15 protein-coding genes are annotated in these 15,242 nt (G+C 76.1%); 6 read left to right on the top strand and 9 right to left on the bottom strand.

Annotated elements, in window-relative coordinates:
* Positions 1 to 17: 17 nt before the first annotated feature.
* Entirely contained in the window at positions 18 to 461 is a 444-nt protein-coding gene (locus FHN55_RS15330; protein WP_257571040.1) for an SRPBCC family protein, read from the bottom strand.
* Positions 462 to 625: 164 nt separating this feature from the next.
* Between FHN55_RS15330 and FHN55_RS15325 the strand changes: the two genes are divergently transcribed.
* The 5 genes from FHN55_RS15325 to FHN55_RS15305 are packed head-to-tail and all read left to right on the top strand — an operon-like array spanning position 626 to position 4,713.
* Positions 626 to 1,552, top strand: a complete 927-nt coding sequence (locus tag FHN55_RS15325) for an ABC transporter ATP-binding protein (RefSeq protein WP_139713185.1) — start codon at positions 626 to 628, stop codon at positions 1,550 to 1,552.
* Positions 1,549 to 2,400, top strand: coding sequence for an ABC transporter permease (locus tag FHN55_RS15320; RefSeq protein WP_139713184.1), 852 nt, complete (start codon positions 1,549 to 1,551; stop codon positions 2,398 to 2,400). The genes FHN55_RS15325 and FHN55_RS15320 overlap by 4 nt, the downstream gene beginning before the upstream one ends.
* Positions 2,400 to 3,680 carry a sensor histidine kinase gene (locus FHN55_RS15315; protein ID WP_139713183.1) on the top strand — a complete coding sequence of 427 codons (1,281 nt, stop codon included), beginning with the start codon at positions 2,400 to 2,402 and terminating at the stop codon, positions 3,678 to 3,680. The genes FHN55_RS15320 and FHN55_RS15315 overlap by 1 nt, the downstream gene beginning before the upstream one ends.
* Positions 3,677 to 4,282: a response regulator transcription factor gene (locus FHN55_RS15310; RefSeq protein WP_139713182.1), complete on the top strand. Its 606-nt coding sequence runs from the start codon at positions 3,677 to 3,679 to the stop codon at positions 4,280 to 4,282. The genes FHN55_RS15315 and FHN55_RS15310 overlap by 4 nt, the downstream gene beginning before the upstream one ends.
* Positions 4,282 to 4,713, top strand: a complete 432-nt coding sequence (locus FHN55_RS15305) for a protein phosphatase (protein WP_139713181.1) — start codon at positions 4,282 to 4,284, stop codon at positions 4,711 to 4,713. Before FHN55_RS15310 ends, FHN55_RS15305 begins: the two co-directional genes overlap by 1 nt.
* 23 nt (positions 4,714 to 4,736) lie before the next feature.
* Here FHN55_RS15305 and FHN55_RS15300 read toward each other — a convergent pair whose 3' ends face one another.
* From FHN55_RS15300 to priA, 6 genes are all read right to left on the bottom strand, one after another.
* A complete protein-coding gene (locus FHN55_RS15300; RefSeq protein WP_373995742.1) occupies positions 4,737 to 5,555 on the bottom strand; it encodes a DUF1684 domain-containing protein in 819 nt (272 codons plus the stop codon).
* A 130-nt stretch (positions 5,556 to 5,685) separates the two neighbouring features.
* The gene (locus FHN55_RS15295) at positions 5,686 to 6,513 is read right to left on the bottom strand and encodes a DNA polymerase beta superfamily protein (RefSeq protein ID WP_139713180.1); all 828 of its coding nucleotides are present in this window, start codon (positions 6,511 to 6,513) and stop codon (positions 5,686 to 5,688) included.
* 34 nt (positions 6,514 to 6,547) lie between these two features.
* Entirely contained in the window at positions 6,548 to 8,200 is a 1,653-nt protein-coding gene (locus tag FHN55_RS15290; RefSeq protein ID WP_218974701.1) for an alpha-amylase family glycosyl hydrolase, read from the bottom strand.
* Entirely contained in the window at positions 8,200 to 9,297 is a 1,098-nt protein-coding gene (locus FHN55_RS15285) for a TIGR03885 family FMN-dependent LLM class oxidoreductase (RefSeq protein WP_139713179.1), read from the bottom strand. Before FHN55_RS15285 ends, FHN55_RS15290 begins: the two co-directional genes overlap by 1 nt.
* A 97-nt stretch (positions 9,298 to 9,394) precedes the next feature.
* Entirely contained in the window at positions 9,395 to 10,423 is a 1,029-nt protein-coding gene (locus tag FHN55_RS15280; protein WP_257571039.1) for an SseB family protein, read from the bottom strand.
* A 49-nt stretch (positions 10,424 to 10,472) separates the two neighbouring features.
* Entirely contained in the window at positions 10,473 to 11,222 is a 750-nt protein-coding gene (gene priA, locus FHN55_RS15275) for a bifunctional 1-(5-phosphoribosyl)-5-((5-phosphoribosylamino)methylideneamino)imidazole-4-carboxamide isomerase/phosphoribosylanthranilate isomerase PriA (protein ID WP_257571034.1), read from the bottom strand.
* Between the two features lie 168 nt (positions 11,223 to 11,390).
* Here priA and FHN55_RS15270 point away from each other — a divergent pair, with 168 nt between their 5' ends.
* On the top strand, positions 11,391 to 12,818 hold the full coding sequence (locus tag FHN55_RS15270) for a DUF2252 domain-containing protein (RefSeq protein ID WP_139713176.1): 1,428 nt from the start codon (positions 11,391 to 11,393) through the stop codon (positions 12,816 to 12,818).
* A 62-nt stretch (positions 12,819 to 12,880) separates the two neighbouring features.
* Here FHN55_RS15270 and FHN55_RS15265 read toward each other — a convergent pair whose 3' ends face one another.
* Complete coding sequence (locus FHN55_RS15265; RefSeq protein ID WP_139713175.1) at positions 12,881 to 14,536, bottom strand: amidohydrolase; 1,656 nt, start codon at positions 14,534 to 14,536, stop codon at positions 12,881 to 12,883.
* Positions 14,533 to 15,216, bottom strand: coding sequence for an imidazole glycerol phosphate synthase subunit HisH (hisH, locus tag FHN55_RS15260; protein ID WP_180357868.1), 684 nt, complete (start codon positions 15,214 to 15,216; stop codon positions 14,533 to 14,535). Before hisH ends, FHN55_RS15265 begins: the two co-directional genes overlap by 4 nt.
* Positions 15,217 to 15,242: the final 26 nt, after the last annotated feature.

Here is a 15,242-nt window from a genome sequence, read left to right as displayed (position 1 = left end):
TGGGTGGGTGGGGCGGCTCAGGCGGCGCTGCGCTCGGCGAGCAGCACCAGGCGCTCCAGGCGGCGCTGCTGCCCGTAGCCGGACAGCGGCGCTGCGAGCCGCTGGACCAGAGGCCCCACGGGCCCGTGCACGGTGGCGGTGAAGACCACGCGGCTGCCCCCGCCCGGAGCCGCGCTCACGAGCTGGGCGTAGCGCAGCTCGTGCCCCAGCGCCCGGGTGCGCCAGCGCATGCCGCCCTCGGGCAGCACCTCGGTCACCTCCATCGTGGTCGCCGGTCCGAACCAGGGCTTGACGCGCCCGCGCCAGCCGGGGCGCACGCGGCCCGACGCCGGCTCGGTGCGCACGACGTGCGGCGACCACAGCGGCCACGAGCCGACGTCGACGAGGAGGTCGTGGACGACGGCGGGGGCCGCCGGCGTCGTCCGCTCCCGGGTGATCGGGGGTGCCGGGCGCAGGAGCATCACCGCTCCACGGTGGCAGCGGCGGCCTCCCACCGCGAGGTGGCCGACGCCCATGATCACGGTCGGGGGGGGTGACGGGTGTCATGCCCGGGACGTGAGGAGCGCACCCGGACCCGTGAGGGAGCGCACTGCCGGGAGGCCCCGCGCCGCGGGAGCGTGGAGCCATGACCACGACAGCAGCCACCTCCGCCGAGGGGACCAGGCCCATCACCGGCGACCTCGTCGTCGACGTCCGCGGCCTGTCCGTCGCCTACGGCTCCTTCACCGCCGTCGACGGCATCGACCTCGACGTCCGCCGCGGCGAGGTGTTCGCCCTCCTCGGCACCAACGGCGCCGGCAAGACGTCCACGCTGGAGGCGCTGCAGGGGTTCCGCCCCCGCGCGGCGGGCACCGTCGACGTGCTCGGCGACGACCCGGCGGTCTCCACCCGGCGCATCCGCGCCGCCTCCGGCGTCATGGTCCAGGAGGCGGGCTTCGTCCCCGAGGCGACACCGGTCACCGCGCTGCAGCTGTGGGCGTCGCTGAGCAGCCGCCTCGACGACGTCGACGCCGTGCTCGAGCGCGTCGGCCTCGCGCACCGCCGCGACGTGCTGGTCAAGGACCTCTCCGGCGGCGAGCGCCGCCGCCTCGACCTGGCGCTCGCGGTCTGGGGCGCGCCCGACCTCATCGTGCTGGACGAGCCGACCGCGGGCCTCGACCCGGAGTCGAGGGCCACCCTGTGGGGCCTGGTCCGGGAGCTGCGCGACGGCGGCACCACGGTGCTCATGACCACGCACCACCTGGAGGAGGCCGAGCAGCTGGCGGACCGGGTCGCGATCATGCACCGCGGCCGCATCGCCGTGCGCGGCACGCTCGCCGAGGTGCTCGACCAGCGGCCGGCGCGCATCACCGCGACCAGGCGCGTGGCCGGGCAGCCCGACGAGCCGCTCGACGTCCGCACCCGCGACCTGCAGGCCGACCTGCTCGCCCTGCTCCTGGACGCCCAGCGCACCGGCGCCGAGCTGCACCGCCTGCGGGCCACGCCCGCCTCGCTGGAGGAGGTCTTCCAGTCCGTCGTCCGCTCCACCCCCGCGCAGGAGGCGTCCCGATGAGCACCCCGACCACCACCACCACCACCACCACGGCGACGACGACGACCCCAGCCCCGGGCCGCCTGCGGCGCACGGTCAGCCCGGCCCAGCGCGTGCTGCGGCTGGCCCGCTTCGAGACGCAGATGCTCGTCAAGCAGCGCACCACGCTGCTGACGCTGCTCAGCGGCCCGCTCGCCATCCTGTTCCTGGTGTCGGTCACCCCCGGTGGCTCCCCCGAGGCGCTGGCGGCGCTCATCGGCATGGGCGTCGTGGTGGTCATGGCCGTCACCTCGCACCTGGCCGCGGTGATGCTCACCGTCAACCGCCGCGAGGCGCAGGTGCTCAAGCGGCTGCGGACGTCCGAGCTGAGCAGCGGCGAGCTGGTGGCGGGCATGTACCTGCCGCTCGTCGTCGTCGGCGTCGTCGAGGCGTTCGCCGTGCTGGCCGTCGTCGTCGGGCGGGGTGGGCCCCTGCCCGACGCGCTCGGCTGGGCGCCGTGGCTGGCCGGCGTCGCCGTCGCCGCGGTGGGCTTCGTGGCCGCGGGCGCGGCGGTCGCGGGGATGGCCGGGAACGCCGAGAAGGCCAACTGGGCCGCGGTGCCGCTGCTCTTCCTCGTGGCCGCCGCCGCGAACATGCTCACCGTGCCGGTGCTGCCCGAGGCGATGCGGCAGGTGCTGCTGCTGGTGCCCTTCACCAGCGCTGTCGACCTGCTGGCGCGCACCTCGTCGGCCGGGGTGGGCCTGGTGGAGCTGCCCGTCGTGGCCGGGGTCGTGCCGCCGGTGGTGGTCGACCTGGTCCTGCTCCTGCTGTGGACCGCGGTGTCGGTGTGGCTGGCGCGCCGGCTCTGGCGCTGGGAGCCTCGCGGTTGATGCCTCGCCGCACCACCTCGGGAGCGCCACCACGTCCGGCGTGGTGGCGCTCCCCGCGCGCGTGGTGGGCGTCGCTGTCGCAGGTGCAGCGGGTCGAGGTCTACACCGCGCAGGTCCTGTACTGGCTGGGCGCCATCGCGCCGCTCCTGCTGCTGGTCCTCGCCCGCGGCTCGGGGCCCGCGTGGCAGACGGCCGTCGTGGTGGTGGTCTCCGCCGCCCAGGGCCTGGCGGCGTTCGTGGTCCTGCGCTCGGGCCTGGAGCCGCCCCACGCCGAGCAGCGCCGCCCGGGGCTCGTGGCCCTGGGGCTGACCACCGCCGCCCTGCTGGGCCTGGCAGCCGCGACCCCGGCCGCCGGAGACCTGGCGGGCTCTCCGCGGCAGGCCGTCGTGGCGTACACGGTGATGTTCTCCCCCGCCGCCGTCGCCGTCGTCCACCGCCGCGCGGGGTGGCTCGTGCCGCTGTTCGCGGGCGCCGCCGTCGCCGTCTCGGCGGCGCTGTCCGGGCAGGAGGCGCGCGTGGTGGTCACCACCGGCACCGCCACGGCCCTCGCCTCGGCCTTCATCGTCATGACGCTGCGGCTGTCGGTGTGGCTGCTCGACGTCGTGCGCCAGCTCGCCGACGCCCAGGGCGACCGCTCGCGGCTCGCCGTCGCGGAGGAGCGGCTGCGCTTCGCCCGGGACCTGCACGACGTCGTCGGCCGCGACCTGTCCGCCATCGCCCTCAAGAGCGAGGTCGTGGCGCGCCTGGCCGAGCGGGGGCGCCCGGAGGCCGTCGCGGAGGCGCTGGCGGTGCGGGAGCTGGCGCAGTCGTCGCTGGCGGAGGTGCGTGCCGTCGTCCGCGGCCACCGCCGCGCCGACCTGCTCACCGAGCTGGCGGGCGCGCGGGCCCTGCTCGCCTCCGCCGAGGTCGCGTGCGAGGTGCGCGTCGAGGACGCGACCGCCGCCGCGCTGCCGGCTCCTGTGCAGGAGGCGCTGGCGTGGGCGCTGCGCGAGGCGGTCACCAACGTGGTCCGCCACGGGCACGCCCGCACCTGCGCGGTGTCGCTGGCGGTGGTCGGCGGCGCCGCGGTGCTCGTCGTGCGCAACGACGACGGCGCCGCCCCCTCCGAGGGGAGGGCGCTGCGCCCCGGCGCGGGCCTGTCGGGGCTGCGCGAGCGCCTGGAGGCCCGCGGCGGCTCGCTCGACGTGCGCCGGGAGCGCGACCGCGTGGTGCTCACGGCCACCGTCCCCGCGAGCCCCTCCCCGGTCGACCACCCGGAAGAGCTCGGGGCGAGCGCGTGATCCGGGTGCTGCTGGCCGACGACGAGCAGCTCATCCGCACCGCGCTGGCCACGCTGGTCGGTCTGGAGGACGACGTCGAGGTGGTCGGCCAGGCGGCCTCCGGCCCGGAGGCCGTGGCGGTGGCGCGGGCGGTGCAGCCCGACGTCGCCGTCCTCGACCTGCAGATGCCGGGCCTGGACGGCATCGAGGTGGCGGCGGCGCTGCGCGAGCAGGTGCCCGGGTGCGGCGTCGTCATCGTCACGGGACACGGCCGGCCCGGTCACCTCAAGCGGGCGCTGGCCACGGGGGTGCGCGGCTTCCTGCCCAAGACGACGTCGGCGGCGGTGCTGGCCGGGGTCATCCGGACGGTGCACGCCGGTGGCCGGCACGTCGACCCCGAGCTCGCCGCGGACGCCATCGCCGCCGGCGACTCCCCGCTCACCCCGCGGGAGGCCGACGTGCTGGAGCTGGCGGCGGGAGGGGCGAGCGTGGAGGAGATCGCCGTGCGGGCCTCGCTGTCACCGGGGACGGTGCGCAACTACCTGTCGGCGGCGGTGCAGAAGCTCGGTGCGACCAACCGGCACGAGGCCGTCAGCCGCGCCCAGGCCGCCGGCTGGATCTGATGGACGAGCGGGGTCCGTGGCCGGTCGACGCCCCCGGCGTCGTCGTCCTGCCCTCGGGACGGCGGGTGCGCGGCCGCGGGGTGCGGGCCGGCGCTCCCCCGCCCGGCCTGGAGCCGGACGCGGCGTTCCAGTGCACGTGGCAGCGACCGCGGCCGCAGCGCTGGCCGGTGCGGTGGGTCCGGTGGCCGGACTTCGGCCTGCCGCTGGTCCCCTCCGACGCCCGGGCGGCGCTGCACGAGGCGTGGGAGCGGGCCGACGCCGAGCGCGTCGAGATCAGCTGCGGCGGCGGGAACGGCCGCACGGGGACGGCGCTCGCCGTGCTGGCGGTGCTCGACGGCGTCGCCCCGACCGACGCGGTGGCGTGGGTCCGCGAGCACTACCGGGAGAGCGCCGTCGAGACGCCGTGGCAGCGGTGGTGGGTCGCGCGCTGACCGGTGGGCGGCGGTCGGCGCGGTCAGGCGCCCCCGCGCTCGCGGGGCAGCTTCTCCCCCGCCTCCACCGCCACCGGCAGGCGGTTCTCCGCCGGCGGCAGCGGGCAGGTGGCCAGGTCGGTGAAGGCGCACGGCAGGTTGGTGGCCCGGTTGAAGTCGAGGACGGCCGTGCCGTCCTCGGCGGGCGAGACCACGAGGGAGCGGTTGGCGGCGTAGGTCGTGGCACCGGACGTCGCGTCGGTGAACAGCACCGACAGCGTCCCGGGGGCGTGCCCGGGGAAGGCCGTGAGGGACAGCGGCTGTCCGTCGAGCTCGAACTCCAGGCGCCCCGGCGCGTCGTAGACGTGCTCCAGGCCGTCGACGACCGCGCCCACGGTGGTCGGCCGCGGGGTGTCGAAGGGGACGTAGCGGCCGGTCACGGCCCAGCGGGGGTGCGGCGGGTAGGTGGGCGTGCCGGTGAAGGCCGTCCGCAGCGGGTTGTCCGGGTGGCGGGGGCGGACGATGTCGCGTCCGCTGCGCTTGGCCACCTCGATGACGGCCTCTCCCCAGACCGCGTCGACGCCGCCGCGCTCGGGGAGCACGCCGAAGCAGTGGCGTCCTCGCACGGCCTCGCCCTCGACGACCAGCTCCTCGTCGTCGTCGAGGTCCACGACCACGCCGTCCGGTCCGGTCGACCACGCGCCGGGTGCGTCGGGGAAGCGCTGCGGCTCGGCCTCCAGCCAGTGCAGCGAGGTGATGGCGAGGAAGCCGTGGCGGGCGCTCATCCGCGCCTCCTGCTGGCGGTGCCAGACCTGCCACTCGGCGGTGAAGGCTTCGAGGTCGGCGTCGGTGCTGGTGGTCACGACCACCGACAACCCCGGGCCCGGGCGCGGTGTTCCGGCGGGGGCGCGGCCGAGCAGGTGGTGGGGCCGCGGCGAGCCGGGGGCGGTGGCACCAGCCCGTGGGCTGCCGCCACCGCCGCCGTCGTCCTGCTCAGCCGAGCAGGTCGTGCTCGGACCAGTACCGCAGGTGCTCGGCGGTGGACCAGGCGCTGACCGCGTCGAGGTCGGGGTGCTCCGGCAGCGGTGAGCGCCCGCTGGCCAGGAGCTCCTCGAGCTCCGCGGCGCGCGCGTCGATGAGCGCGAGCGACTGCTCCTGCGTCCGCTCGCCGCGCTTCACCGAGAGCACCAGCTGTCGGTCGGGCTCGGGGACGGGCAGCGTAAGCCGTCCCTGCCGCGCCACCTCGAGGCCCTGGACGGCGAGCCGCAGCGCGTGAGAGGCGTACTTGGTGTCGTACCCGTGCGCCGCCACCAGCTCCGGCCGGTTCGGCGCCCCGGCCGCAGCACCGAGCATGCGCTCGCGCTGGCTGCGCAGGTACCCGAGGAAGCGGTGACCTGCGCGCTGGCTCAGCAGCTGAGGGCCGAGGGCGCGCAGCCGCTCCCCCAGCGGCGTGGTCAGGACGACGTCGGCCGGCGGGGTGAAGAGCGGCAGCAGCGCCGTCGGGTTGCCCGTCATCACCAGCGCCAGGTAGCGGCGCAGCGAGTACAGGACGAGGTCGACGTCGCCGTGGTGCGACCGGTGCCCCTCCGGGACGGTGCGCGCCACGTAGTGCCCGTCGACGTGCCCGACGCCCAGCACCGACCGCGGGTGCTCGACGCAGACGCCCATCTCGTCGTGGTCATCGCTGCCCTCGACGGCGATCCCGTGCACGCCCGACCCGACCACGGTGCGCAGCACCTCCCGCTGCGGAGAGGTGCTGTCACCGTGCTCGGTCAGCCAGGTGCGGCCGGCGTCGACCTCGTCGGACGGGGTGGTGGCCATCTGCCCATGATCACGGGCGGGGCAAGGGGTTTCCTCAGGTGTCGCCGAGCCAGACCCTCCCGTAGCGGGGCAGCTCCACCTCGAACGGGCCGTCGGGCACGGTGCGCGGTGTCGCCGTCAGCAGCTCCACCAGCTCCGTGCCGGGTGCCACCACGCCGTCGGGCACGGTGACGGTGACCGGCTCCGCGGACAGCGAGTGCAGCGCCAGCACGGTGCGGCCCCGCCACGTCATCGTGTGCGCCAGCACCGCCGGCTCCCCGACGTCGACGAGCCGTGCGTCACCGCGCCCCAGCTCCGGGCGCCCGCGGTAGGCGCGCAGCATCCGCCGGAAGAAGTGCAGCAGGGAGTCCGGGTCGCGCTCCTGGTCGGCCACCACCGGACCGGGGCCCGCATCGCCGGCGGCCCACGCCATCGGGGTGCGGACCGACATGCGGCCGGGGATCGACAGGTCCTCCAGCTGGCCGACCTCCTCGCCGTAGTAGAGGACCGGGGTGCCGGGCAGGCTCCACGTCAGGCAGTACGCCAGCTCCATCCGCTCGCGGTCGCCGTCGACCATGGTGGGCAGGCGCAGCCGCAGGCCGCGGCCGAACAGCTGCACCTCCTCGTCCGGGCCGAAGGCGTCGAAGACCTCCTGGCGCTCGGCGTCGGAGAGCTGGTCGAGGGTGAGCTCGTCGTGGTTGCGCACGAACAGTCCCCAGCTCTTGCCCTCCGTGAGCTCCGGCCGGGACTCCAGCGCCTCGCGCACCGGAGCGGCGTCGGCCCGCGCCATCGCCAGGTACAGCGCCTGGTTCAGCGTGAAGTCGAAGCACATCGTCATCCGCTGCCCGCTGCCCCCGAAGAACGGGGCGATCTCGTCACGGGGCTTGTTGACCTCTCCGAGCATCACCGCCTCGGAGCTGCGGCGGGACAGGAAGGTGCGCATCACGTCGAGCATCGCCAGCGACTCGTCGAGGGCGGTGTCGCCGTCGTGCTGGTCCTCCCGCTCCCCGGTGGACGCGCTGTGCGCCCCCGAGGGGTCGGTGTCGTCGGCGTCGCCGGCGCGGGTCGCCGTCTCGGCGAGGAAGGGGGCTGCGTCCACCCGGAAGCCCGCCACCCCCAGCTGCAGCCAGAAGCCCATGATCCTGCGGATCTCGTCGCGGACCTCCGGGTGGGAGGTGTTGAGGTCGGGCTGGTGGCGGTAGAAGCGGTGGCGGTAGTACAGGCCCGCCACCTCGTCGCGGCTCCAGACCGAGTCCTCGGCGTCGGGGAAGATGATGTCCGCGTCGGCGTCCTCGGGATCCGGCTCCTCGCGCCACACGTACCAGTGGCGGTACGGCGAGTCCGGGTCGGAGCGGGCCGACTGGAACCACGGGTGGTCGTCGCTGGTGTGGTTGACGACGAGGTCCACGATGACGCGCATCCCGCGCTCGCGGGCGGCGCGCACCACCTCGACGAACTCGCCGAGGGTGCCCATGCCGTCGTCGACGCCGTAGTAGTCGGAGATGTCGTAGCCGTCGTCGCCCTCGGGCGAGGGGTAGAACGGCTGGAACCAGAGGAAGTCGACGCCGAGGTCGACCAGGTGGTCCAGGTGCGCCCCGAGCCCGGCGAGGTCGCCGCGCCCGTCGCCGTCGGAGTCGGTGAAGCGCTTGATGTCGAGGCAGTAGCCGACGGCGGTGGCCCACCACTCGTCGGCGGTCGTGGTGAGCATCAGAGGGCTCCCGTCCGGGTGGTGGCCGCAGCGGCGACCCGGTCCGTCAGCGGCGTGGTCCCTCCCCCGCGCTCGGCCAGCGCCTTCGCCGTCGTCCCGCCGCCGGTCCGACCCACCAGCTCCGGCGGCGCGGTCGGTGAGAGCCGCGGCAGGACGCGGTCGCCGGCCTCGTCGATCCAGGCGTCGAGGTCCTGGCCCACGTGGTGGAGGTACACGCCGTCGAACCCGAGCTCGGCCCACCCGGCCAGGGTGTCGCTGATGTGCCCGGCGTCGGCCGAGATGAGCACCGACTCCTCGAGCTCGGCGGGCTGCACCCGCAGGCCGATGTCGTCGAACTGCTCGACCGTGGCGAGGTCGGCGAGGACCTTGGAGCTGAAGACGTTGTTGCGCCACTGCTCGTGGGCGACCGCCATGGCCTCCCCGTGGGTCGGAGCCCACGACAGGTGCACCTGGAGGTTCACCGGACCGGTGCCGCCGGCCCCGCGGTAGGCGTCGACGACGGAGCGCATCTGGTCGGGCGGGGCGTTCACCGTGATGAGCCCGTCGGCCCAGCTCGCGGCCCACTCCGCCGTGCGCGGCGTCAGAGCGGCGGCCAGCAGCGCCGGTGCGCGCTCGACGGGAGGTCGGCTGAAGACCCGGGCCTCGTGCACCGTGACGCGTCCGCGGTGCGTGACCTCCTCGCCCGCCAGGAGCCGGCGGACGACGTCGACCACCTCCACCAGCCGCGCGTCGCGCTCGTCCTTCGGCGGCCAGCCCTGGCCCGTGACGTGCTCGTTCATGTACTGGCCGCTGCCGAGCGCCGCCCAGAAGCGCCCGGGGAACATCTCCGACAGCGTCGCGATGCCCTGCGCGGTGATGGCCGGGTGGTAGCGCTGGCCGGGGGCGTGGACCACGCCGAACGGCAGGCGCGTGCTGGCCAGGGCGGCACCGAGCCACGCGAAGGCCAGCCCCGACTGCCCCTGGGCCGTGCCCCAGGGCGTGATGTGGTCTGAGCACATGGCGGCGGTGAAGCCGGCCTGCTCGGCCCTCACGGCGTACTGGAGCAGCCTGCTCGGCGCGACCTGCTCGTGGCTGTGGTGGAAGCCGATCACCGTCACGCGCAGCGACGCTAGGGCGACGCCGGGGAGCCGGCACGTCGGGCGGCGACCGCCTGACGGTGGTACGGCGGCCGGGCGGGGTCGGCTCGGGGCGGGCTCAGCCCTCGGCGGGGCACCAGCGGCAGGGCCGCCCGTCGGCGGCGGGCTGGTGCCCGCCGTCCTCCTCGCACCACCGGGCCGCCAGCGCCAGCGCCGAGCGCCGCGAGCGCGTGCTCCGCCCGGTGCGCGGCCGAGCGCCGAGCGTCTGCCCCAGGGCGGAGACGTGCCAGCGCGCCATCCACGCCGGCCAGTTCGGGTCCTGCTGCACGACGATGACGGCACGGGGCAGCTCCTCGGTGACGAGGAGCACCGAGTCGACGCGCTCGGCGAGCACGGGGTCGCGCCCGGCCTCCTCGCCGAAGGTGCGCCGGGCCCACTCCTCGTGCGCGCCCGCCCCGGCGCTCAGCCTGACCGTCACGCGCAGCTCTCCGGCCCCACCGGCGCCCGGGCCGCGCGTGCTGGTGATCTCGACGACCCCGCCCATCCGCGCGGCGATGCGCTCCAGCGCCCCTGCCACCTCGGGGTCGCGCCACGACGGCGTCCACGGCTCGCCCTTGGCCAGCGCCCACAGCGCCGGCCGGGGGACGACGACGGAGCCGGCGGCCCCCTCGACGCCCGGGTCGAGCACCAGCAGCTGCTGGCCCTCCTGCACCGCGCTGACCGCCGCACGGCGCGCCTCGACGGGCACCGGGCGGGCCGTGCTGCTCCACGCGGTCAGCGCTGCGACGGAGGTGAAGACGGGCAGCGCGTCCCGGCCGTCGGGCGAGCGCAGGGTGGGGATGGCCATGTCGGCGCCCAGGTCTCCGCCGGTGGCCTCGTCGGTGCCCGCGGAGACGGCGGTCACCGGCACGAACAGCCGCGCACCCGGCAGCGCCGTGATGAGCGCCTCGACGTCGACGGGCTCGCCGCTGGCGCGTGCCGCGTCGAGGACGGCCGCGAGCGCCGGGGCGAGGCTGCCGTCGTCGCCCGCGAAGGGGCTGTCGGTGAGGGTGCGCCCGGCCCAGGGGGTGCCGGCGGAGTCGCCGTGGGCGTCCCCGTGGCGGCCGGGGAGGTGCGCTCCGCCGTGAGGAGGGTGGCCAGCGTCCATGATCACGGCTCGACAGTGCGGAGGGGGGTTGTGATCACGGGGAGGGGGGTCAGGGGCGGCCGGCGACGTCGAGCGCCTCGGGCAGCGTGAACGCCCCGGCGTACAGCGCCTTGCCGACGATCGCGCCCTCCACGCCGTCGGCGACCAGCGCGCGCAGGGCCTCCAGGTCGGCCAGGGAGCTCACGCCCCCGGAGGCGATGACCGGGGCCTTCGTGGCGGCGCACACCTGCGCCAGCAGCTCGGTGTTGGGGCCGCGCAGGGTGCCGTCCTTGGTGACGTCGGTGACCACGTAGCGGGAGCAGCCGTCGCGGTCGAGGCGGTCGAGCACCTCCCACAGGTCGCCGCCGTCCTGGGTCCAGCCGCGGGCGGCCAGCGTGGTGCCGCGCACGTCCAGCCCGACGGCGATGCGGTCGCCGTGGCGGGCGATGGCGCTCGCCGTCCACTCCGGGTCCTCCAGGGCGGCGGTGCCGAGGTTCACGCGGCGGCACCCGGTGGACAGCGCGCGATCGAGGGAGGCGTCGTCGCGGATGCCGCCCGAGAGCTCCACGTCGACGTCGAGCGTGCCGACCACGGACGCGAGCAGCTCGGCGTTCGAGCCGCGCCCGAAGGCGGCGTCGAGGTCGACCAGGTGGATCCACTCCGCGCCGCCCTCCTGCCAGGCCAGCGCGGCGTCGAGCGGGGAGCCGTAGTGGGTCTCCGACCCCGCCTCGCCCTGCACCAGGCGCACGGCCTGGCCGTCGGCCACGTCGACGGCGGGCAGCAGCTGCAGGCGGGCGGGCGTGGTGGTCTCACTGCTCACGCGGGCCATCCTCCCAGCCCCGCCGGCGCGGCCCGTCCACCCCTCGCCCACCGCAGCCGGGCGCCCAGCTGCGGTTCCGGACCGGTCGGATACCGCAACGGGGCGCTCGGCTGCGGGGCGGGGCCGGCCGGGTGGTCGCGCCGGGGCGAGCGCAGCAGGCTGTGCGCCGTGTCCAGAGACCGCGGCGCGCCCGCCCCCGAGACCTCCTCGCAGCGCGACCACCCCGTCGTCGCCGCCGCACGGCGGCGCGCGCCGGACGAGCGGCGAGAGCACGTCGTCGCCGTCCTCCTCGACGCCTTCGGACCGCTCATCGAGTCCGACCCGGCGGCGTTCCGCCGCCGCTTCCGGCGCATGGCGGCCGGTCCCTGGACCTTCTACCGCGGCAGCGCGTGCCTGTTCTACAGCGACGTCGCCGCACCGGCCGCGGACGGCACGGGCCCTGCTGACAGGTGGGCCGACGAGCGCACCAGCCGGGTGTGGATCCAGGGCGACCTGCACGCCGAGAACTACGGCACCTACATGGACGACCAGGGGCAGCTGGTCTTCGACGTCAACGACTTCGACGAGGCCTACCTCGCCCCCTTCACGTGGGACGTCTGGCGGATGGCGGCCTCGGTGGCGCTGCTCGGGGTGGCCAAGGCCTTCGCCGACGCCGACATCGTGCGCATGGTCGAGGCCTACTGCCGCGCGTACACCGAGCAGGTGCGCGCCTTCGCCACCCGCGACGACGACTCCGCCTTCGCCCTGCGGCTGGACAACACCACCGGGCCGGTGCACGCCGCCCTCGAGGTGGCCCGCGCCTCCCGGCGGATCGACCTGCTGGATCTGGAGACCGAGGTCGCCGACGGGCCGGACTCCACCATCGACCGTCGCTTCCGCCACACGCCGCTGCACCGCCGCCTGGACGACGACGAGCGCGCCCAGGTGCTCGAGGCCTTCGACAGGTACCTGCAGACCATCCCCGACGCCAAGCGCGGCCAGCGGATCGAGTACCGCGTCAAGGACGTGGTCGGCCGGTCCGGGATCGGCATCGGCAGTGCGGGGCTGCGGACGTACAGCCTGCTGCTGGAGGGCCGCACGCAGGCGATGGAGAACGACGTCGTCCTGTCGATGAAGCAGGGCGTGGTGGCCGCGCCGTCACGGGTGGTCGACGACGAGCGCGTCCGCGCCGCCTTCACCGACCACGGGCACCGCACCGCCGTCAGCCAGCGGGCGCTGCAGGCGCACGCCGACCCGTGGCTCGGGCACACGCAGATCGACGGCGTCGGGTACGTGGTCAGCGAGGTCTCGCCGTACACGGCCGACCTCGACTGGGACGGCGTCGACGAGCCCGACCAGGCCGTGGCGCTGCTGCGCGACCTCGGCCGCGCCACCGCCAAGGTGCACTGCGTGGCCGACTCCTCCAGCGACGGCGGGGAGGTGCCCTTCCAGGTGGAGGAGGCGGTCGTGGCGGTGCTCGACGCCGCCGGGCCCGACGGGGACCAGCAGTTCGCGGACGACGCGGTGGCCTTCGCGCTCGGCTACGCCGAGGTGGTCCGCGACGACTTCCGCCTCTTCGTGGACAGCTTCCGCAACGGGGCCTTCCCCGGCCTCTGACGCTCCCGCGGGACACCCCCTGGGGTCCGGTGCCAGCCCTCGTCGGGGCGGGGTCCCGACAGCTACAGGGTGCGGTGGACGGGGGTGCCGCCGACCACCGTCAGCAGCACGGGCGCGGCGGCGAGGTCGGCGGGCGGTGCGGTGGTCGGGTCTGCGCCCACCGCCGTGAGGTCCGCGGCGGCGCCCACCCGGATGACGCCGCGCGAGGCGTCGCCGGCGGCCAGCGCCGGTGCGCGCGTGAACCCGGCCAGGGCCTCCTCGGCGCTGGTGGCCTGCTCGGGCCCGACCGGTGGGGCGTCGTCGTCTTCGACGGGGCGGCGCAGCTGGGCGGCGGCCATGATGGCGCGGGCGTCGAAGTCGGCGACGGGCCAGTCCGAGCCGAGCACCACCAGCGCGCCGGCGTCCAGCAGGTCGCGGACCCGCCAGCCGCGCCCGGCGCGCTCCGGTCCCAGCCGCACCGACCAGTTGTCGCTGCCGTCGGCGGCCACGAAGTGCGTGCAGTGGGTCGGCTGCACCGACGCCGTGAGGCCGGACGCGCCGATGCGGGCGACGAGGTCGTCGGGGAGCGTCTCGAGGTGCTCGAGGCGGTGCGCGGCGCGGCGCCCCGGAGGGCCGTCCAGCGGCGCCGGGGGGCCGAGCGGCTCGAGCACGTCCAGCACGAAGCGCACCCCGCCGTCTCCGATGGCGTGCGTGACCGTGGGCACCCCGGCGGCGTCGAGCGCGCGGACGGCGCGCGCGTAGGCCTGCGGGTCCCGCCAGAACGAGGCGGTGCTCTGCCCGTTCGCGTCGGGGTGGTCCAGCCAGGCCGTGCCGCCGTCGACCGTGCCGTCGATCATGAGCTTCACCCCCGCCACCCGCCAGCGACGGCCCGTCCGCTCCTGCCACGCGACGAGCTGGGCGACGTCGTCGTCGTCGACACCGGGCATGCAGAACGGGGCCACGCGAAGCCGCAGCGGCAGGTCGCCGTCCTCCTCGAGGCGGTCCAGCAGGTCGAGCGAGGCGGCGTCGCCGTCCATCACCTGCGCCCCCACCAGGCCTTGCGCGGCCATGTCGTCGAGCAGGGACCGCAGCCGCGAGCGCAGCTGGGCGTCCGGCAGCGTCGGCGCGAGGCGGTCCGCGAGCGCCATCGCGTCCCACTCGAGCAGGAAGCCCGTCGGGGTGCCGTCGGGGTCGCAGACCACCTCGGCGGTGCTGGGGAAGCGCCGGGGGCCGTCGATGCCGGCCTCGCGCAGCAGCGAGGTGCTGACGAGCGCCGAGTGGACGTCGGCCAGGCGGAGGAAGGCCTTCGCCCCGTCCGCGCCGCCGAGCGCGTCGTCGACCAGGTCGGCGCGGGGCACCCCGCCGGGGAAGACGTCGGGCACGAGGCCCCAGCCCTGGACCCAGCCGTCGGTGCTCTCCCGGGCCAGCTGCGCCAGCCGCTCGCGCAGCTGCTCCAGGCTGCGCACGCCGGTGAGGTCGGCCCCGGCGGACATCGTCAGGCTGCCGACGGGGTGGGAGTGCCCGTCCACCCAGCCGGGCGTCAGCGCCGCGCCGCCGAGGGCGACCACCTCGGTGCGCGCGCCGCGCCAGCGCTCCACGACCTCCTGGCCGCCCACGTCGACGACGACGCCGCGGGAGACGGCCACGGCGCTGGCCCGCGGGCGGGCACTGTCGAGGGTGACGACGTCGGCGTCGACGAGCAGCAGGTCGGCGGTGGCCGTCGCGGCGGAGGAGCTCACCGCAGGGAGGTGACCCAGTTGCGCAGCAGCTGCGCGCCGGCGTCCCCGGACTTCTCCGGGTGGAACTGGGTGGCCGACAGCGGCCCGTTCTCCACCGCCGCCACGAAGCGGGCGCCGTGCTCGGCCCACGTGACCAGCGGGCGGCGGCGGCGCAGCGTGCCGTCCTCGCGGACGTCGTCGTCCATCTCCCAGCGCTGCACGCCGTAGGAGTGCACGAAGTAGAAGCGCTCGTCGGCGATGCCGTCGAACAGCACCGAGCCCTGGGGGGCGTCGACGGTGTTCCAGCCCATGTGCGGCACCACGGCGGCGGGCAGGCGCTCGACGGTGCCGGGCCACTCCCCCAGGCCCTCGCTCTCCACGCCGTGCTCGACGCCGCGGGCGAACATCACCTGCAGGCCCACGCAGATGCCGAGCACCGGGCGGCCCCCGGCGAGGCGGCGGTCGACCACCTCGTCGCCGCGGACGCCCCGCAGGCCCTTCGCGACCGTCTCGAAGGCGCCGACGCCGGGCACGACGAGCCCGTCGGCCCCCTGCGCGGCGCGGCGGTCGGCGGTGAGCTCGACGTCCGCGCCCACCCGCTCGAGGGCGCGCACGGCGGAGCGGACGTTGCCGGACCCGTGGTCGAGGACGACGACGCGGGGCCGCCGCTGGTGACGGGGAGCGCCGTTCGTGCTGCTCAGGGCCTCGCTCGGAGCGGTCGTGCTGG

The organism is Streptomyces sp. NP160 (genome assembly GCF_006335115.1).
Lineage (GTDB): Bacteria > Actinomycetota > Actinomycetes > Actinomycetales > Quadrisphaeraceae > Quadrisphaera.
Note: the sequence above shows the minus strand (reverse complement) of the source record. Positions and strands in the feature narration are given on the sequence as shown.